16 protein-coding genes and 2 pseudogenes are annotated in these 18384 nt (G+C 60.7%); 8 read left to right on the forward strand and 10 right to left on the reverse strand.

Annotation, left to right across the window (positions count from 1 at the left end):
* Positions 1–32: 32 nt before the first annotated feature.
* A pseudogene (locus tag H4V95_RS09965) lies at positions 33–1227 on the reverse strand (IS256 family transposase).
* Positions 1228–1867: 640 nt separating this feature from the next.
* Between H4V95_RS09965 and H4V95_RS09970 the strand changes: the two are divergent.
* The 3 genes from H4V95_RS09970 to H4V95_RS09980 all read left to right on the forward strand — a co-directional run bounded on the left by H4V95_RS09970 (position 1868) and on the right by H4V95_RS09980 (position 5236).
* The gene (locus tag H4V95_RS09970) at positions 1868–4051 is read left to right on the forward strand and encodes a malate synthase G (protein ID WP_209730168.1); all 2184 of its coding nucleotides are present in this window, start codon (positions 1868–1870) and stop codon (positions 4049–4051) included.
* The gene (locus H4V95_RS09975) at positions 4048–4476 is read left to right on the forward strand and encodes a heme-binding protein (protein ID WP_209730170.1); all 429 of its coding nucleotides are present in this window, start codon (positions 4048–4050) and stop codon (positions 4474–4476) included. Before H4V95_RS09970 ends, H4V95_RS09975 begins: the two co-directional genes overlap by 4 nt.
* A 427-nt stretch (positions 4477–4903) precedes the next feature.
* Complete coding sequence (locus H4V95_RS09980) at positions 4904–5236, forward strand: hypothetical protein (RefSeq protein ID WP_209730172.1); 333 nt, start codon at positions 4904–4906, stop codon at positions 5234–5236.
* A 736-nt stretch (positions 5237–5972) separates the two neighbouring features.
* Here the strand turns inward: H4V95_RS09980 and H4V95_RS09985 are convergent.
* Positions 5973–7364: a pyridoxal-dependent decarboxylase gene (locus H4V95_RS09985; RefSeq protein ID WP_209730174.1), complete on the reverse strand. Its 1392-nt coding sequence runs from the start codon at positions 7362–7364 to the stop codon at positions 5973–5975.
* A 484-nt stretch (positions 7365–7848) separates the two neighbouring features.
* Positions 7849–8001: a hypothetical protein gene (locus H4V95_RS09990; protein ID WP_209730175.1), complete on the reverse strand. Its 153-nt coding sequence runs from the start codon at positions 7999–8001 to the stop codon at positions 7849–7851.
* A 519-nt stretch (positions 8002–8520) separates the two neighbouring features.
* Between H4V95_RS09990 and H4V95_RS09995 the strand changes: the two genes are divergently transcribed.
* From H4V95_RS09995 to H4V95_RS10005, 3 genes and pseudogenes are all read left to right on the forward strand, one after another.
* Complete coding sequence (locus tag H4V95_RS09995) at positions 8521–8673, forward strand: hypothetical protein (RefSeq protein WP_209730177.1); 153 nt, start codon at positions 8521–8523, stop codon at positions 8671–8673.
* A 230-nt stretch (positions 8674–8903) separates the two neighbouring features.
* Complete coding sequence (locus H4V95_RS10000; protein ID WP_209730178.1) at positions 8904–9593, forward strand: MBL fold metallo-hydrolase; 690 nt, start codon at positions 8904–8906, stop codon at positions 9591–9593.
* 259 nt (positions 9594–9852) lie between these two features.
* Positions 9853–10061 (forward strand): annotated as a pseudogene (locus H4V95_RS10005) (transposase); the annotation flags it as partial.
* On the opposite strand, the gene H4V95_RS10010 reads toward H4V95_RS10005, so the two are convergent.
* The 3 genes from H4V95_RS10010 to H4V95_RS10020 all read right to left on the reverse strand — a co-directional run bounded on the left by H4V95_RS10010 (position 9990) and on the right by H4V95_RS10020 (position 12373).
* Positions 9990–10454, reverse strand: coding sequence for a hypothetical protein (locus tag H4V95_RS10010; RefSeq protein ID WP_209730181.1), 465 nt, complete (start codon positions 10452–10454; stop codon positions 9990–9992). The pseudogene H4V95_RS10005 and the gene H4V95_RS10010 sit on opposite strands and share 72 nt — an antisense overlap.
* A gap of 72 nt (positions 10455–10526) precedes the next feature.
* Positions 10527–11513 (reverse strand): NAD(P)-dependent alcohol dehydrogenase, encoded by a 987-nt coding sequence (locus H4V95_RS10015; RefSeq protein ID WP_209730183.1) that lies wholly within the window; start codon positions 11511–11513, stop codon positions 10527–10529.
* Positions 11514–11671: 158 nt separating this feature from the next.
* Complete coding sequence (locus H4V95_RS10020) at positions 11672–12373, reverse strand: DUF4386 domain-containing protein (RefSeq protein ID WP_209730185.1); 702 nt, start codon at positions 12371–12373, stop codon at positions 11672–11674.
* 84 nt (positions 12374–12457) lie between these two features.
* Here H4V95_RS10020 and H4V95_RS10025 point away from each other — a divergent pair, with 84 nt between their 5' ends.
* Together H4V95_RS10025 and H4V95_RS10030 are read left to right on the forward strand one after the other, a co-directional pair.
* A complete protein-coding gene (locus tag H4V95_RS10025) occupies positions 12458–13177 on the forward strand; it encodes a TetR/AcrR family transcriptional regulator C-terminal domain-containing protein (protein ID WP_209730187.1) in 720 nt (239 codons plus the stop codon).
* Between the two features lie 756 nt (positions 13178–13933).
* Positions 13934–14173, forward strand: a complete 240-nt coding sequence (locus tag H4V95_RS10030; RefSeq protein ID WP_209730189.1) for a DUF4192 family protein — start codon at positions 13934–13936, stop codon at positions 14171–14173.
* A 121-nt stretch (positions 14174–14294) separates the two neighbouring features.
* Here the strand turns inward: H4V95_RS10030 and H4V95_RS10035 are convergent, their stop codons facing one another.
* The 4 genes from H4V95_RS10035 to istA form a co-directional block, all read right to left on the reverse strand.
* Positions 14295–14546, reverse strand: a complete 252-nt coding sequence (locus H4V95_RS10035) for a helix-turn-helix transcriptional regulator (protein ID WP_209730191.1) — start codon at positions 14544–14546, stop codon at positions 14295–14297.
* On the reverse strand, positions 14546–15217 hold the full coding sequence (locus tag H4V95_RS10040) for a DUF2975 domain-containing protein (protein WP_209730193.1): 672 nt from the start codon (positions 15215–15217) through the stop codon (positions 14546–14548). Before H4V95_RS10040 ends, H4V95_RS10035 begins: the two co-directional genes overlap by 1 nt.
* Positions 15218–15476: 259 nt before the next feature.
* Positions 15477–16283 (reverse strand): IS21-like element helper ATPase IstB, encoded by an 807-nt coding sequence (gene istB, locus H4V95_RS10045; RefSeq protein WP_209730195.1) that lies wholly within the window; start codon positions 16281–16283, stop codon positions 15477–15479.
* On the reverse strand, positions 16280–17980 hold the full coding sequence (gene istA / locus H4V95_RS10050) for an IS21 family transposase (protein ID WP_209731337.1): 1701 nt from the start codon (positions 17978–17980) through the stop codon (positions 16280–16282). The genes istB and istA overlap by 4 nt, the downstream gene beginning before the upstream one ends.
* Between the last annotated feature and the right edge of the window lie 404 nt (positions 17981–18384).

An 18384-nucleotide genomic window follows, 5' to 3' on the forward strand; every position in this document is an offset into this window, starting at 1 on the left:
CAATAATTCGGTGTAACTAGTTGTGTTGTGGGTTAGCGTCCGACGCTGAGTCGGCCGTTGAAGGTGATGTCGAAGGCGTTAAGAGCAGCCTTCCATCGTTGGGTCCAGCGGGCCCGTCCCTGGCCTGTCGGATCCAGACTCATCACCGCGAGGTAGACACACTTCAGGGCGGCTTGCTCGTTCGGGAAGTGGCCCCGAGCCCGGACGGCTTTGCGGATCCTCGCGTTGACGGACTCGATCGCGTTCGTCGTGCACACGATCCGGCGGATCTCGGCATCGAACTTCAGGAACGGCACGAACTCGGCCCATGCTGATTCCCAGAGCCTGACGATCGCCGGATACTTCTTCTCCCATGCCTCGCTGAACTCCAAGAACCGTTCCTCAGCCTGGTCGACCGTCGAGGCGGTATAGATCGGTTTCAGAGCTCTAGCGATCTTGTCCCAGTCCTTGCCGGGCTGCATACCGGAAACTCGCCCGGATCAGGTGCACCACACAGGTTTGGGTGATCGCTTCTGGCCAGAGTGTCCCGATCGAATCGGGGAGCCCTTTCAGGCCGTCGCAGACGACCATGCAGACGTCCTCGACACCGCGGTTCTTGATCTCGGTGAGGACCTGCAACCAGTACTTCGCGCCCTCACCGCCGTCGCCGGCCCACAGCCCGAGAATATCCCGGTTCCCCTCGACCGTGACGGCCAGAGCCACGTAGATGGGCCGGTTCGCCACCTGCCCGTCGCGGACTTTGACGTGGATGCAGTCAATGAAGATCACCGGATACACCGGGTCCAACGGCCGGTTCTGCCACTCGGTCATGCCCTCGATAACCCGGTCGGTGATCGCCCCGATCGTCGTCTTTGACACGTCCACGCCATACACCTCGGCCAGGTGGGCGCTGATGTCACCGTGGGTCAACCCTCGGGCCGAGAGCGACAACACCATCTCGTCGACCCCGGTGAGGCGGCGCTGGTGTTTGCGGACGATCTGCGGCTGGAATGACCCGTCCCGGTCCCTCGGGACCTCGATCGGGACAGGGCCGATCTCGGTCAACACCGTCTTGGTCCTCGACCCGTTCCGGGCGTTCGAGACGTCTCCAGCGCGTTCGTGTTTGTCGTAGCCGAGGTGGTCAGTGATCTCGCCCTCGAGCGCCGACTCCAGAACCATCTTCGTCAGCTGACCCAACAGGCCGGTCTCGCCGGTCAGGGCCAACCCCTTCTCCCGGGCCCTCCCGATGAGCTACTCCACGAGCCGGCCGTCCACCACGTCATCCTGCTTCACCGTCGCCACGGCTTCACCCTCCACGTCGATCTTCACGTCACTCATTACGGTTCCTCCTATTCAGGAGTTACACCGAAAATCGTACAGACCCGACTGGGTGGCCCAAGAACTGAACGATCGACCAGGTAAAAGATTGGAGTTCAGAAAACCGATCGAACTGATCGAAAGACTCCTGTTTCAATGACCGCTTGAATCCGCCGATGGTTGAGTGCGACAGTCCAACCAGTCATTGGCTTCTTGAGATTGGAGAGTGATCAATCAGCCAGCTCGGATGACCAAGGTTCGGCAAAAGCTGAAAATTCCGTTGTGTCTGAATGGCTGGATGACAACTTGGGGAGCTAGTGAGCCAAACCGAAACTTCGACAGGGGTGACAAGGTGGCGGTCTTGTCGCCGTCATTCGCCGTCACGGGCTTTGCGCCCGTAGTGCATGAGCAGGCTACGGCCCGTCTTGTTTCGGTTACAGGGCTCCTACAGTTTAGTGAACTTCACGCTGAGCCGGAGGTCGGGTTGTGCATTGACATGCGGGGCAGCGCTAGCTAGGTTGTGATATTGGTAAAGTTTTTCCACCTTACGAGAATGTCAGGGGCGCGCACTATGCCGAATTATCTGGAGATCAACGGCCTCAGCGTCGCCGAAGAGCTTTACACCTTCGTCCGGGATGAGGCTCTGCCTGAAACGGGAATTGACGAGAAAGCTTTCTGGACTGGGGCGGCCGCAGTCATCACTGAGTTCTCGCCCCGGGTGGGGGAACTTCTGAGCACCCGAGACCGAATGCAGGAGCAAATCGACGAGTATCACCGTTCGCGAGGCACAGAACCCGTGCAGGAGGAAGCCTACGAGGCATTCCTCCGCTCGATCGGCTACCTGGTTGATGAGCCCGGAGACTTTGCCATTACGACCGACCGGGTGGACCCAGAGATCGCAACCGTGTCCGGGCCTCAATTGGTAGTCCCGCTGCTGAATGCGCGGTTCGCTGCCAACGCGGCAAACGCTCGATGGGGTTCGCTCTATGACGCGCTCTACGGCACGGACGCGGTCGACAACGGCGATGGCCGCGAACAGACAGGTACCTACAACCCGGTCCGCGGCGCCGCCGTCGTGGCACGTGGGCGGCAGTTCCTGGATGAATACCTCAGCCTGGCAGGCGGATCCCACGCGGACGTCCACGCCTACCGAATTGCAGACGGCGCTCTCGTTGGGGAGACGAAGGACGGTTCGATGGGGCTCGCCGACCCAACCCAGCTGGTGGGCTATCAAGGAAGCGCGGACGCGCCCGAATCAATATTGCTCGTACATCATGGACTTCACGTCGAAATCCTGATCGACCGCACCCACGCCATTGGTTCTGGAGATCCTGCTGGGGTGAAGGACTTGGTGTTGGAGTCCGCGGTCACAACTATCATGGACCTCGAAGACTCCGTAGCAGCGGTCGACGCCGGGGATAAGGTCTTGGGCTACCGCAATTGGCTGCAATTGATGCAGGGCACCCTGACCGCCGAGATCGTGCAAAAGGGAGGTACCCATACGCGGCGACTCAACCCTGACCGCACCTACACAGCACCCGACGGCTCGGAGCTGACTCTGCCCGGGCGCTCGCTGCTGCTCATCCGTCAGGTAGGCCACCTGATGACCAGTGATGCTGTCCTCGACCCTTCCGGAGCACCGGTCCCCGAGGAGATCCTTGACGCCCTCTTCACCGGACTTGGCTCCGTACACGATCTGCGGGGTCCACACGCCGGGCGCAACTCGCGGGCCGGATCGGTGTACATCGTCAAACCGAAGATGCACGGTCCCGATGAAGTCGCAGTGGCCTGCGCACTGTTGGCGGCTGTAGAGCCGGTCTTGGGCCTTGAACCATTTACCCTGAAAATCGGCATCATGGACGAAGAACGCCGCACTTCGACCAACCTGAAGGCCTGCATCTGGGAGGCACGGGACCGCGTAGCGTTTATCAACACCGGATTCCTTGATCGCACCGGCGACGAAATCCATACCTCGATGATCGCTGGCCCCATGGTCCGCAAAGCCGACATGCGCAACTCCAGCTGGATCGCGGCCTACGAGGACGCGAACGTTGATATTGGTCTGGAGTGCGGGTTCAGCGGTCGGGCGCAAATCGGTAAGGGCATGTGGGCAGCCCCTGACAATATGGGCGACATGCTCAGGCAAAAGGTTGCGCACCCGCTCGCTGGCGCGGACTGCGCCTGGGTCCCCTCCCCGACCGCCGCGACCCTGCACGTGATGCATTACCATCAAATCGACGTGGATGCCCGGCAGGCTGAACTAGCCGGGAAGCGCCGTTCGACCTTGCGCCAGCTGCTCACCATTCCGGTCGGTAACCCCTCTGACTGGACCGCGGATGACCGACGTAACGAGCTGGATAACAACATTCAGAGCACCCTGGGATACGTGGTGCGCTGGGTGAACGACGGCGTCGGGTGCTCCAAGGTTCCCGACATCCACGGCACAGCATTGATGGAGGACCGCGCAACCTGCCGCATCAGCTCCCAGCACGTCTCGAACTGGGTGCTGCACGGCGTCGTTACCGAGGAAGAGGTCGACGCTTCCCTGCGACGAATGGCTGTGGTCGTCGACGAGCAGAACGCCTCAGATCCCACCTACGCGCCGATGTCCCCGGCATTCGATACCGAGGCGTTTCTGGCAGCCCGCGAACTCGTTCTAGAGGGCGCCGCTCAACCATCCGGATACACCGAACCTATTCTGCACCGCCGCCGTGCCCTGCATAAGCAAGCCGACAATCGAACGAGGTCATCATGAGCCTGACACTGACAACCGCCCAATCCATTATCGCCGATGCCCTCGCGGCAGGTCAGCAGCAGAACTTCAAGCCGCTGACCGTCGTCGTGCTTGACGCTGGGGGGCACGTCATCGCTGCTGCGCGCCAGGATGGCGCCTCGAACAATCGCTTTGAGATCGCGCAAGGCAAGGCGTACGGAGCGTTGGCCCTCGGAATGGGTTCGCGGGCAATTATGGAGCGCGCCGAGCAACAGGCCTACTTCATTGCCGCAGCGACAGCCACTCTGGGTGGCCGACTCATCCCAGTGCCCGGTGGTGTCCTGGTCCGCGACCATGACGGCTCCATCCAGGGAGCAGTCGGCATCAGTGGGGACAGCTCGGACAACGATGAAGCCGCGGCGTCGACCGCAATCAAGGCTGCCGGCCTGACGGCACAAGTCGACTAAGACCACCGCTGCCGGGTTCTTAGTCACTCTCTGGGACCGTCAAGGCGCTCGAACGTCTTGACGGTCCTTTCGGCAGGATGACCTTCTTGTCCCCCACGCTTTCCAGGTCGACTGTCGTAAGAGGCCCTGGGCATAGCCGGTACCCCACAACGAGTTCATCGATGCAAACCGTGTAGTCGACGTCGAACAAAGGCTCCAATTCCGTACCCTCGAGCAAATTACAGCAAACCTGCATCGTGCTGGTCTCACCGTGCCGCACGTCTGGCGAGACTGGAAACGCACACCCTTTACACATACGGCCGCGGAACCTTTGATGATCATCGAAGCAATAACCCCCAGCCGTTAAATCCTGGCCGCTCCGGCCCCATACGCCGTTTCTGTCCGACACCCGGTGTCGCGAATGGCCGACTGAACATAGGTTTTCTTAATGAGCACAACTGAATTCACCCCAATGATCACTGACCTCACGACGGAGCGTTTGGTGCTTCGCCGGATGCAAGGCGAAGACAGCCATGCCATTCGAGAATTGTGGGCAGAACGAGATCCGCGAGTACCCCGGAGAATCGATCGTCAAGGCACCTCAACAGTTGAACAGATGGAGGAGGTATTCAAGATGGTCACAACGAAGGCACCCAAAGATGTGGCTGAGTCGTCCGGTGTGACAAACCAGAAGCCTGCTCAGTGGCGCGCCTTTACATCAAACCGCCGCCACCACGGCCACGATGATGACGCTGTCCTTCATCGTCCGAAGGTACTTTGACCCCGCCTTCCCGAAGGCGTGCTGTCACCAGGACGATTACCAGGCCAACTGCTACCGCGCCAGCGGCTTCTAGGAGAGTTATCCAGGTCAATGCCCATGCGATAAAGGCAAAGGCTGTAACCACAATCATTGATGCGATAACAAAAGTCTTCATTTCCCCCATGGAAGCATCTTGTCATAACTCGAGAAAGTCTTGGCTCCTGCGATTCGACCCTCGCTTGGACGCCCAGAATTTTCCGTTGAGGGACGGAGATCCCTGTGACGCCAATTGGATAGCAGCGAACAAGGCCGGATAGGTGGCTTGCTCGGCAATCAGTGCCCGCCACAATCGGCCGGGACGGCCCCGGTTTTGTTGACTCGGCCTAAGACGATGAGTCAATAAAAGCCAGGGCAGTCCCCCTGGTTAGCAACGTTCTTCTCCGGTCTGAAGCCGATCAGACCGGGCTGCCTATCGCAGTACAAACTCTCCCCCAGATACGCCACCCACTGGGACGGAGACGAACTCCCCCTCATCAAGCCGCCTACAGCGGCTGCTCACTGCACCACCCAGGGAAGAGAAAAAGCACCTGGCCATCACCCCTGAAGCTCCCACCCTCAACACCCCCGTGGACGCCAGGTCTACCACTGGGGGCACTCCACTGGCCGTCCGTTACTACGGCAAATTTGGGCGTGGTCGCCGAGCCGCTGCCGTGGTTTACGAGAGACTCCTGGTGGAAGACCCTCCGAAGCGTGACCGTCAGGTGCCGCGTACCGCAGCCAGGGCGGACCTGACGGCGTCCACTGCCGTGTCCACATCTTCACCAGCCGTGTGCCAGTTGCTCACTGAAACTCTCAGGATGTCCCGGTCGCGCCAGCGGGAACCCGACATCCAGACCCTGCCGTCCTCAATGATGCGAGCTGTTACCGCGCGGGTGGTGTCGTTGTCACCGAAAGCCACGCACACCTGGGTGTAGTCGACGTCGTTCAGCACCTCCACGCCGTCCAGCCGAGCCAGTCCGGCCGCGATGTCAGAGGCAGCCGCAGCCAGACCCCTAACCTGGGCTGCCACACCGTCGCGGCCAAGGCTTTTCAACGCAGCCCACACCGGCACGCCGCGGGCCCGGCGGGACAGTTCCGGGACCTTCTCGAAGGGGTCCCCGGGCCCTTCCGCATCGTGCACCAGGTAACTGGCGTGAAGCCCCATGGCCGAGCGAAGCGCGGAGGCGTCCCGGACGATGGCGACGCCGCAGTCATACGGCACATTCAATGTCTTGTGGGCATCGGTCGCCCACGAGTCCGCGTCCTCGTAGCCGCTGGTCAGGTGACGCAGCTCCGGCGCGGCGGCCGCCCACAGTCCGAACGCCCCGTCGATGTGGACCCAAGCGCCATGCTTCTTCGCGACGGCGATCGCGTCGGCAAACGGATCAAACGCTCCGGAGTGCAGGTTTCCGGCCTGCAGGCATACAAGAGCCGGCCCCGCCCCTTCCCGCAGCGCCGCATCCAGCGCTGACGGAACCAGGCGCCCCTGGCCATCTGCGTCAACCACGCCGGGCCTCCCCAGCCCCAGGTACCGAAGGCCGAGGTCCACAGTGTCATGCCGCTCCCGGCCCACGAAGCAGCGGATCCGCGGGGCACCGGAGAGTCCGTCCCGGCCCAGGTCCCAGCCCGCATCGGTGAGAAGGCGCCATCGCCCGGCGGCCAGCCCCGTGAAGTTGGCCATGGTGGCACCGGTAACAAATCCCACGTCGGAGCCCGCAGGTAGCCCCAGCAAGTCCAGAAGCCAGTTTCCGGCGCCCTCCTCGATGGCTGCCATGGCGGGAGTGGCGTAGCGGAGCCCGGCATTCTGGTCCCAGGCGCTGACCAGCCAGTCTGAAGCAAGTGCTGCCGGCAGTGTGCCGCCGATAACCCAGCCAAAGAACCGGCCGGAGGGCATTGCCATCAGCCCGGGCTCGGCCGTTCGCGCCAGGAAGTCCACCACGTCTTTGGCCGACATTCCCTGCCGGGGTAGGGGTCCGCCGAAAGCATCGGTAAGGTCATGGGCAGCGGCGATGGGTCCCACCCGCCGCTCGGGAAGGCTGTGCAGCCAGGCCGTGGAGTGACGCACGGCAGCTGCCATGGCCTCGGTGTAGTCCTCGTCGCCGCGTGACATACCTGCATACTACGCCTCGCCTAGTACGGCTCGCCGCGGCCAGGAACGAGGGACCAAAAGCCGGTGAGGGTCCGTCGCAATTTTCCTGCCGGATGTCACATCTTCCGCCCTCTCGCTCGATGGTAGCCGGACTCCCCGGCAGGGATTGTCAATCCGATATCCCAACATTGGGGCCGTCAATTGGGGACAGTCACCTCCACTCCGACAGCCAAGACTGTGGAGTAAGCGTCCGGCCTCAAAACCCGCGTCGAAGCAAGTGTGAACTGCCCCGGGTTTTGTTGACTCCTTGACGTGCCAGAGTTCACGGGTCAACTCAACCGTCGGCCGGCCCCAGCTCCACCCGCAAGGTCCAAACCATCTGAACTGCAGCAGCTTGCTCCTACAGCGAATACCGACGTGCCTTCGCCTTCCCAGATCCTTGGCTCGGTGCCATGACTCTATTCTCATTTCCAAGACCAGGAGTCGCCATCAAACCCAGGGCGGTTCACTTCAGATCCTCGGGCAGCTCGGGATAGAGCCAGAACTCATGAAGGCCGGCTACAGTCAACAGCTCGGCTTCGTCTTCACGGTGCAACAACAAAGGATCCTTCGAAGATGCGGAAAATTCAGAAATGAACGGTAACAAGGTCTTCGGCACATGATCTTTGCCTCTGCCGAAGTAGACCTGTTCCCGGGATCATAGGGAGTGACGCTCACATCGGATGGCTTTGAAGATGAGTCGGGCAGACCACTTTGAGTCTCCCGTCGGTCAGCGTGCGTCCACTCAAAGTTTGGGGCAGGAAATGGATACAGAAGCAAGGCACGGGCAGTTTGTCGGTCTGAGAAGCCTCTATTTGAAGGCTTCAGCTTTCGATAATGCCTACGCAAGGCGGGCAGATTCATACGCTTTACGGGACCGCTGGCTACAGACAGCGTTCACTACTCTTACTGCGTTCACATCTGCCAGCGCCTTCGTCTCTTTCACTCAGAGCGACCCATCTAACAGCGTGAAGCTGACGGTGCTTATACTGGCGCTGGTCACCGCGGGCTATCCGCCCTGCGTCAAGGCTTGTCGTGGGGCAACCTCAGCGAGACATACCGGCGTCAGGGCTCTGAATGGACGAGGCAGCGGAATAAGGCCAAGGATATGGTGACTCACCTTCTCAGCGGAGAGTCCATGGACATGGAGGATCTCAATAAGTTATCCGAAATGGACCAGACTCTGGTCGCTTCCAATCCGCCGATCACACATGAGTTCTATGCCAAGTGCAAGGCCGACAAGCGAGAAGAGTTCGAGAAAGACTACAGTTTCACCACCCTGAACCACTGAACGGCCGGGACTGCTGAAGATGTTGATTCTTGTTGGGTATGCCAGCAAACATGGTGCCAACGTCAGGCAAGATCCCCCAACGGGCGTTTGTAGCCGATCACCTGGGCTGCGAGAGTCAGAGGTGGTTCTTGACGGTTGGCGTTCGGGTGGGTGGCGGCAGAAATGCAGGGCCGTCATTACCATCAACGATCGGCGATACGGGCGTCACGCCAGGCCGGAGGGAGGACAGCATGGTCGGTAGAATCCGCCGGATCGACTTTGGCGTGAACTGCTATCTCATCGATGTTGAGGGCGGCTACGTCCTCATCGACACGAGCTTCCCGAACAAACAGGACCAGCTCGACGCCGAACTTGCTGCGGCAGGTTGCGGGCCCGATGACCTGCGCCTCATCGTCCTGACCCACGGCGATGTCGATCATGCGGGCAACTGTGCACATCTTCGCAGCACTCACCACGCGCCCATCGCCATCCATCGCCGAGATGCCGCGATAGTCCGGAGCGGAGACATGGCTATCGGCCGGAAGGACAAGCCCGACAGGCACACTCTCGCGTTCCGGTTCCTGACTTGGGCTTTTGGGCTACTGAACAAGATCACCGGAACGGGCGCAAACTTCGAAACCTTCGAACCGGACGTACTCCTGGAGGACGGGCAGGACCTCTCGGCCTTTGGGCTCGACGCGCGGGTCATACATCTTCCGGGCCACTCGAGCGGATCAATCGGTATCCTTGCGGGCGATGGGGCCCTGTTCTGTGGGGACCTGCTAGTGAACGTGATGAGACCCTCACTCCACTACTACATAGAGGACTTGACCCAAGCGCACGAGAGCATCCGCAAGCTGAGCGGCCTCGGTGTCGGAACCGTCTACCCGGGGCACGGCAAACCGTTCCCGTTAAGCCGGCTGCCGATACCGGGCCGGTGATTCGGCTGATTCCAGCGGTCGCCAGGCGCGAACAAGCGCTTCAACCTGACGCGTAGGCCTGTCGCACTTTGGAAGCGCACATCACGCAGGTCATGTGCCACACCGGTAGTACCATCAGCAGATGTCGACCGGCACGAGAACACCTTGGCAACTTGGCTTGTCACCCAGCACGGGCTCAACCGCCGCGGCACCCTTGATCCAATCCGGCGATCGTCTGGATGAGCGGTTCGCAGGATGGGCTACCGGCTGGCGGTACTAGGCGATGCGCCGGATCGCAGACCTGCACCCGGGCGAAGCGAAAACGGATGCCGCGACGCGTTCATCATCGCCGAAGCCGCCCGGACCATGCCCCACACGCTGCGATCAATCCAAGTCGCCGACGAACAGCTCGCCGAACTAGCCATGCTTTGCGGCTTCGACGACGGCCTCGCCAAACAAGCCACCGCGACGTCGAACCGGATCCGGGGTCGCATCGAGCCTGGCCGCACGCCAGAGTGTAATCACCAACAGGATGGTTACCGGGACCCAGATGATACGTTCGATAAACGACGGGGACGCGATGTTCAATACCACCCCGATGACCATTAGGACGCTGGCCCCGTACATGAAGCGGCGCCGGATCCCAACGGGCACCCATGAAGTTCCGGCAACGGCCGCCAGGAACAGATAAGCCACGGCGGTAATGGCGCTGCTGGTACGGAGGGAATCAGGCAAGACCCCGGAATTCGCTCCTCCATACGCTGCCGCGCCCCACGGTGCGCCGCCTGCCAGCGATGCCTGGAAGCCAGCAACGACCATAAGGAGGGCCGCCGCAGCTTTTCCGGGTCGGGACGCAGGACGGTGTTCTCTGGTGATTTTCATGGTGACTCCTTTTTGGTGGGTACTGGCTTCTGGGTGCCGGTGAGGAAACAGTGCCACTGCCGCGGAGGCCGCTTACCCACCGTGGTCATGCAGGGCAAGGACGACGCTGCCTTTTTTGTGCCCTGACTCCACATGGGCATGCGCGGAAGCGGCCTCCTTCAGATTGTAGGTCCGGTCGATGACAGGGACATAGTGTCCGGATGCCGCCAGATCGCCCATGAACTTCACGTCCAGGGCCATCGGTTGGGCTTTTCGAAGCCCGGTGAATGCGATTCCCGCCCGGGTTTTGCCGAAGATCCGGGTCACCAGCACCCACATTAGGATCGGCAGAGATGGCACAGTTGTCAGGTAGATGCCACCGGGTTTCAGGAGCTTCCGGCTGCGGGTGTATGAGCTTTTGGCTACCGCATCAAAGACAACGTCGTAGTCCTGACCTATCTCGGTGAAGTCCTCCGCGGTGTAATCGATGACTTTGTCCGCACCCAGGGATTTCACTAGCTCAAGGTTTGTGGTGCTGCAGACCGCAGTGACAATTGCCCCGAAATGCTTGGCGAGCTGAACAGCCGCCGTACCCACCGCGCCGGAGGCGCCGTTGATCAAAATGGACTGACCGGCCTTCAGCTCGGCGGCGTCTCTTAGAAACGGCAAGGCGGTGAGGGCACCATCAAGGACTGCCACGGCGTCCGTCGATAGCAGTCCACCGGGCCTCATCGCGATGATCCCGTTTTCGGAAACTGTGACGTACTCGGCATGGGCACCAAGGGTTGGTCCCGTTGATCCCATGACCTGATCACCGACACGGTATCTGGTCACAGCGCTTCCTACTGCCTGGACTTCACCGGCAAAACCGGTTCCCAGGACCGGAAAGCGAGGCGTTCCCAGGCCGAAGTAGAGCCGGGCGAAGAGGTCCTTGCCGCTGCGTGCGGTGGATTCCGCTCTCGAGACGACAGTTGCGTAGTTGTGGATCAATACCTCTCCGTTCCTGGGGACCGGTGTATCGATCTCTTCAACGTGAACGACGTCTGACGTGCCGTAGGTGCGGCTGGTGATTACTTGCATGCTGTTCTCCTAAGTTAGGGGAGGTCTAGGACCTGGGGAGGTTCCGGTGATCAGTACGGGCCTGCCATAGCGGGCGAGACACCGAGGCACGCGCGGTGTGGCGGATGGGGCTAGTGAGCACGGGATTGTCCGTGGTCTTCTCCGTGGCAATCGGCGATTCAGTTGGTGGAGAGCCGACGGCCGGCGATGAGCAGCCAGAAGATGATCGCTACCTCGCCCACGAACAGGTATTGGGCGAAAACGGCGGAGAAGTCGTGGATGAAGGCCATCCCTACGGCATCCGCTAGATATCCGATGCCGGCGATGGCGAGCAGGACGCCGAAGACCTTCGGAACGAAACCTGACCGGAATGCCAGATAGCCCACGAGCAGTAGGGAGATGCCGAACAGGCCCTGGCTGATGACCCAGATGGTGTTGAACGACTCCAGCACCGGGAGGGCGGCTTCGGGATCGCCGGAGAGGGAGAACCCGATCACGAGTTGACTGAGGGCAACCACCAACAGCACCGCGTAGGCCGATCTGATCCAGGCGGCTGCCGCCGAGACCCGACGGCTCACCGGCCTGAACAGTGTGTACAACGCCCCCGCCACGATGACGTCGAGCAGTGCTACGAGAAAAAAGCCGAAGACACCCGCGAAAAACAAGAAAGGGGCGCCGGAGACGTTCTGCGCGGTTTGTTCGGCATCACCACGGGCGATCAAAGGGACAATCGCGCCGAAGTTGGCGAAAACGGCCAGCACCGCCATGCCCGCGAGCCCTACACCAGCCACAATCGCCGCAGTGCGCGGCGACCAGGTAGTGAAGTGCATCGGGCGTTGCGGGACTTCGGTCTTGCTGTAGTCGAGCGTGGAGGGTTTCATAGTAAAATCCTTACGTTGTAAGCTTATGGTGTAAGTAAAATACGCCTACGTAGTAAGGTTGTCAATGGATTCGAAAGGAAAGTTGTGGCGAGACAATCGGGCAAGACCGGCGTGGCGTCACGCCGCCGCTTAAACCGCGAGCTAGTGCTGAGCGCAGCGATCGCGCTTGCCGATGACGCGGGCATCGACTCACTGACGATGCGCAGGCTCGGTGAAGAGCTCGGGGTGGAGGCGATGTCGCTGTACAACCACGTCGCGAACAAGGAGGACCTGTTCAAAGCAATGGTCGATGCCGTGTTCAACGAGATCGAGCTGCCCTCGCACAGTGACGATTGGAAGACGGCGATACGCAAGCGATCGGTCTCATTCCGCGACACTCTGTCCCGCCACCCGTGGGCTACCGCGTTGAAGGACTCCGGGACCAATCCGGGGCAAGCCACACTGCGGCATCACGACCGTGTGATCGGCACCCTCCGGAACGCAGGATTCTCCGTTGCCATGGCAGCACATGCCTTTTCGGCATTGGACAGCTACATCTACGGCTTCGCAATGCAGGAGAAGACCCTGCCGTTTCAAACGCAGGAGGAGACGGCAGCGATGGCGCACGTCATGCTTGCCCAACTTCCTGTCAGCGAGTACCCGTATCTCGCCGAGCTGATGACTGACCATGTGCTTCAACCGGGCTACTTCTATGGCGATGAGTTCCCGATCGGCCTTGACCTCCTGCTCGACGGCCTGGAGGGGTGGCTCGAGCGACACTCCGAGGGACGGCAGCCTGAAGGCGTGCTGACCGAGAGCACCTGAGGGAGGCGGCGTATTCGCGGGCTGTGACGCCCGTGAGGCGCAATTTTCGACGATCTCAACAGGGCCTTCAACTATGACGCCGCTGAAACTGTGGCGGTGGGACACCAACGTGTTGGACCTGGGCGGGTCACTTCATGAAGGTGGGGCCGGCTTCTGCACCACACAGTTACCGGCCCCGTTGTTTCTTCTCGCTTTCCCTGCGAAAGGAAATCTAGTTTCAGCCTGTGCTTGTCTTTGTAGCCTTGGCTGTTGATCGGGCTTTGGCCTTCTCTAGCGCCTTCTCCTGCTCCGCAGCCAGCTCTGCGGTGCGGGTCAAGTGGTTTGGCAGGATGGTTCGGACTATTTGGGGCCGTTGTTGCCCTCGAGGGCTGGTTGCCCTACCCGCCCCGCTGCTTGGCTGGCTCGGAGCCGGTGGAGGACTCGCCGGCGTCCTGCCGTGCCGCCGAAACATACCCATGAATGACGAGAAGCATCATCGCTGTTTGTCATTCTGATCCCCATCATCGTTGTTTGTCATTCTGATCCCCATCATCGCTGGGCGGGTCCTCCGCGCAACTTGGGCGATAAGCGCCAGGATCGGTACAAATTTTCGTTCGGCGCTCCTCCGTCGCTGATTTCCTCGCGAAATTTTGGCCCGCTCCCGGTTCCCCAAGTTGCACTCCGGCCCCTCGAACCCAGCAGTGATTCCTCTATTAGAACGACGCGCAAATCTGACAGACACGCCCGGTGCCGGCCAGTCACTGAAGGAGAAGGAAAATGGAACCGCTCACAATCAGAACCCCAGGCGACGTCCTCAGTTTCATTGGCCATACCCTTGGGTTTTGGCCCCAGGAAAGCCTGGTCTGCGTCGCCCTCGCCGACAACCATGTAGGGCCGACCCTCCGCGTCGACCTGCCCAAGCCAAGCACCGAGAGCAGCTACCCACAGATGGTGGCCGGCTACCTCGGTCACGTCACCAGCGCTGAATGGCTATGTCAAGGTAATTCGAACCCATGAGGGCAATCCAAGCGAGACCCACTTCAACAAGGGCTGTAGGTGCGCTTCGCCTGATTGAACGAGATGTTCGGCGCAGTATGGGCTTGAAAATATCCCTCACCTGCACGTATCTGTTGACCTACTAGGGTTTAGTGTCGCGGTAGGTGATGATGTCGCCAGGGGTGCAGTCGAGTTCGCGGCAGATGGCGCTGAGTGTACTGAAGCGAATCGCTTTGGCTCGCCCATTTTTGAGTATGGAAAGGTTCGCCACGGTAATACCCACTCGTCGGGCGAGTTCGGCAAGGCTCATGTTCTTCCCTGTGAGGAGTTCATCGAGGTGAATGCTGATGAAGTGGTCTGGGTCCGAGGTGTTGTCGTTGTTGGGGTCTTTCATCAGATCGTGTGGTCTACGTCGTATTGGAGGTTGACGCCATGGCGGAAGACTTCGGCGACGAGGAGGACGCCGGCTCCAACGAGTAGTGGGGTGAAGGAGAGGTCGGCTTCTTGGAGGACGTAGGGGGCGATGTCGGGGTGGTTGAGGATCTGGAGGGTTCCCCAGTAGAAGAGCAGTGCCGCGATTTCTCCGCCGACCGCCACGATGAGGCCGGTGAGTAGAAGCCGGCGGGTGTTGGTGCGGGTGAATCCATGGCCTTGCCGAAAGCTGTTCACGATGAGGAACAGCAGGACGAGGCTGGCGACGATGACAGCTCCTGCCAAGGTTTGTCCGCCCATGAGCCCGATGCCTTGGCGTAGGTCGAAGTCCCTGACCCATATTTCGACGCCGTTGGGGAGGGACATTTCGATGAAGTCGCCTGGTTGAATCCCGTTTGTCCGCTCTTGCCGCTCGTAGATCGATGGTAGGGCTGGTTCCGTGTACGGGCGGACGAAGGGAATGTTTAAGTTGGCATGAAGGGTGACGGAGCTGCCGAAGATCGGCCCGCGCCCCCAACCGAATCCGCTGATGAGGGGTTGTAGGACCCCGAAAATGAAGCTGATGAGGGCCGCGATGGCGATGAGGGCTTGTATGGCCCAGAGGGTGAGGTGGTTCCCGGTCTTGCGGATCATGGCGGCCTCCCGACCATATTGATTATCAATCGTATTGAATAACGATAGGTTAAGTCGTTGGGAGGGGCAACCGCTGCGAAGGGCTGATCCCGATTTGTCACCTTGGTTGGACTCTTGGGTAGGAGTACGGCCAGTGCTTCTGCAGGTTTGCCTTCCAATAGCGGGCGCCGAACTTTCGGGGTTTTTCCCGCTTTGACACGTTTGCGGGCGCTATGTGGAACCAACCCGGAGGAGGCGGGTTCTTCTGTGTCCTTCTTAGTCAGGTGGTGTGTTGGGCGCGGGTGTGAGCGAGTCGGTAGGAGTCGGTGCCGGTTTCGATGATGGTTCCGTTAAATGTCAGCCGGTCCACGATCGCGGCGCAGAGCCTGGGGTCGGTGAAGGTTTTCGTCCAGCCCGAGAAGGACTCGTTGGACGCGATTGCGATCGAGTTGTTTTCCTCTCGCTCGGTGAGGACCTGGAACAGGAGTTCGGCGCCGCGCCGGTCGAGTTCCATGTAGCCGAGTTCGTCGATCATGAGCAAATCCACCCGGCCGTAGCGGGCGATGGTGCGGGCGAGGTTCTTCTCGTCGGCGGCTTCGACGAGTTCGTTCACGAGGCGTGTGGCCAGCGTGTATTTGACTCTGAAACCTTTCTCGGCAGCGGCGGTACCGAGCCCGATGAGGAGGTGGCTCTTACCTGTGCCGGAGTCACCGATAAGGCAAAGTGGCTGTCCGCGGCGGACCCAGTCGCCGGTGGCCAGCGTGTTGATGGTGGCCGGATTGATGTTCGGGTTGGCATCGAAGTCGAAATCTCCAAGCCATTTGTCTCTCGGGAATCCTGCAGCTTTGACTCGTCGAACAGACGAGCGCCGATCGCGGTCGTCACACTCGGCCAGCAGCAGTTCCGCAAGGAATCCTTGATAGCTCAGCTGCTCCTTCTGCGCTATCGTCGTGGCTTCATCGATGACAGCGCGGATCGTTGGAAGGCGGAGCCTACGGCAGGCTTGGTCGATCGCTGCGTTGGCTGCCTCCTCGGTGAGGCCCCGCCGTCGTCGCAGGGTCGTGGTGATGTTGGTCGTGGTGGTCATGATGCTGTTCCCTTCTGGGCTGCGTCACTGATCGTGTTACTGATGGGGTTGTTGGTCGCGGGTTCTGTTCGTTCGGGTAAGCGCAGCAGCTGGTCGTACGCGACGACGGACGGCAATGGCCTTCTGTCGGCAGGGAGGCCTGCAATTACGGCAGCCGGATCCGCGAGCCGGCGTTGAGTAAGACTGACAACCCGTCGCTCGGGGCCACGAGCTTGTTCACCACGATGACGGTCTAACCCGGACCCGCCCAGGGCTTCATGCCGGCGGGCCTCGACCGCGACGACATCAGCGGTGACCGCTCCGACGGTCAGTGCTGATGTGATCCCTGCAATGACGTCTTCGGCTGTCATGGACCGGTGCAGGAGGAGAACATCGATCAGGGCGCGGGTGCCGCCGACATCCCCGTCGGTCTTGCGGGCAGCGGCCCAGAACGCTTCATGGGCTGAAGTGAAGGTCCCGGATGCTCGTGCGTGGGCCAGGGCGGTCGAGCCTGGCAGTGCACCAGGTCTGTGGTGGAGAACCTCGAGGTAATGATCAAGGTTCACGCTCTGCCCGTGCTGCGCTACTACCCGGGAGTGCCTGGCGATTTCGGTGCGGCCTTCGAAGACAACGACTTCGGACGCACGAAGGAACACCCGCACCGGGCGTCCAATGAGCCGGGCCGGAACAGAGTAAGACGCCACCCGTACCCGGATGAGGCTTGACCGGTTAACCCTCGGTGTCAGTGTCAGGCCCGGTTCGAAACGTTCCGCGGTGATCGGGGCAAGCAGGGATCGTTCGAGGGCGAAGTCCTGGGCGACAGTATGAAGACGGTTATCGATACGGCGGTCCTCGTCATCGAGGTCCCATTGCCTGATCTGCTGATTGAGCTCAGCGAGAGAGTCGACGACGGGCATCGGGGACAAGTGGGTGCGACGGAACCGGCCGACTTCCCCCTCGACGCCACCTTTTTCATGGGCGCCCTCGATGCCGGGGTGGCAGTAAAAAGCATCGAACCCGTAGTGGGACCGGAACAACAACCACCGCTGGTTCTCGGTCCGCTGCCTGCCGGTGCCGTAGATGACTTTCACGACCGCGGCGGTGAGGTTGTCGTATCTGATGTGTCGGGTCGGGATGCCGCCGATGTCCTCGAACGCGTCGATGTGACCTTCGAGGAATGCTTCCTGGGCTTGGGTCGGATAAATCCGGTGGATTGCCTTGCCGGAGTGGGACAGGCGGAAGGTGAACATGTGGCATTTGGTCTTCACTCCGGCCAGGACTACCCAGACTTCCCCGAAGTCGACTTCTGCCTCCGCGCCTGGTGCGTGTTCCTGCGGGACGAAGACTGCCGGCAGTCGGCCTGCTTCCGCGTCGATCTCTGGCCGACGAAGGCGCACGTAGTCACGGACCGTTGAATAGGACAGCTGCGTTGCCCCGTGCTCATCAGCGAGGCGAGCGAAGATGCGTCGTGCGGTATGACGCTGCTTACGAGGCGCGTCGAGATCCTCTCGGAGCATCTCATCAATTGCGGTCTTGAATTCCTCCAGCCGGGGCGCGGTGCGCACCCGGGGTTTGCGCTCTGGTGGTTCCGCCTGCGCTAGTGCTTGCCTGACGGTTGGCCGGCCGACACCATGACGTCTGGCCAGCTCCCTGATCGAGAGGCCCTCCAGGCGCGCATCACGCCGGATCCGCGCAAAAACTTCCACCCGAGACTCCATTCGAACCTCCACCTTGAGCAACCAAATAAGCGTTGTCACAACGGTGAGGGTGGGTCCCGTTTAGATTGCCCGCGACACCCCGAAGAGACCGAAGTGGGTCCCGCTTAGATTGCCCTGGTGGGTACGAACAAAGCTGCCATAGTCAGCTGAAGGTGTGCTCTTCGCCGTCTACACGCACGATTGACGGTGGGACCGGGAACCTTGGATTGCCGCTTCAACTGACAGGCTGTCCCCGAGAAATCGACTCTTGGGGAAAAGATCAAGCCGAAGTCATGTACCTTCGCCACTACTCCCCCATGAAGTAGTAAGAAAGCCCAACAAGGGCTTCAGGAGAGAAAGGAGGCGACCCGCCACAGGAAGATTGCAACTCTCCAACCAAAACAGGCACACCCGAGTTCACAATA

Origin of the sequence: Arthrobacter sp. CAN_C5 (genome assembly GCF_017875735.1) — a bacterium.
Classification (GTDB): domain Bacteria; phylum Actinomycetota; class Actinomycetes; order Actinomycetales; family Micrococcaceae; genus Arthrobacter_D.

Excerpts from the sequence above, each read along its gene's own strand:
- H4V95_RS09970 (WP_209730168.1), top strand. The coding sequence starts at position 1,868 with ATGCCGAATTATCTGGAGATCAACGGCCTCAGCGTCGCCGAAGAGCTT.
- H4V95_RS09975 (WP_209730170.1), top strand. The coding sequence starts at position 4,048 with ATGAGCCTGACACTGACAACCGCCCAATCCATTATCGCCGATGCCCTC.
- H4V95_RS09980 (WP_209730172.1), top strand. The coding sequence starts at position 4,904 with ATGAGCACAACTGAATTCACCCCAATGATCACTGACCTCACGACGGAG.
- H4V95_RS09985 (WP_209730174.1), bottom strand. The coding sequence starts at position 7,364 with ATGTCACGCGGCGACGAGGACTACACCGAGGCCATGGCAGCTGCCGTG.
- H4V95_RS09995 (WP_209730177.1), top strand. The coding sequence starts at position 8,521 with ATGGACATGGAGGATCTCAATAAGTTATCCGAAATGGACCAGACTCTG.
- H4V95_RS10000 (WP_209730178.1), top strand. The coding sequence starts at position 8,904 with ATGGTCGGTAGAATCCGCCGGATCGACTTTGGCGTGAACTGCTATCTC.
- H4V95_RS10010 (WP_209730181.1), bottom strand. The coding sequence starts at position 10,454 with ATGAAAATCACCAGAGAACACCGTCCTGCGTCCCGACCCGGAAAAGCT.
- H4V95_RS10015 (WP_209730183.1), bottom strand. The coding sequence starts at position 11,513 with ATGCAAGTAATCACCAGCCGCACCTACGGCACGTCAGACGTCGTTCAC.
- H4V95_RS10020 (WP_209730185.1), bottom strand. The coding sequence starts at position 12,373 with ATGAAACCCTCCACGCTCGACTACAGCAAGACCGAAGTCCCGCAACGC.
- H4V95_RS10030 (WP_209730189.1), top strand. The coding sequence starts at position 13,934 with ATGGAACCGCTCACAATCAGAACCCCAGGCGACGTCCTCAGTTTCATT.
- H4V95_RS10035 (WP_209730191.1), bottom strand. The coding sequence starts at position 14,546 with ATGAAAGACCCCAACAACGACAACACCTCGGACCCAGACCACTTCATC.
- H4V95_RS10040 (WP_209730193.1), bottom strand. The coding sequence starts at position 15,217 with ATGATCCGCAAGACCGGGAACCACCTCACCCTCTGGGCCATACAAGCC.
- istB (WP_209730195.1), bottom strand. The coding sequence starts at position 16,283 with ATGACCACCACGACCAACATCACCACGACCCTGCGACGACGGCGGGGC.
- istA (WP_209731337.1), bottom strand. The coding sequence starts at position 17,980 with ATGGAGTCTCGGGTGGAAGTTTTTGCGCGGATCCGGCGTGATGCGCGC.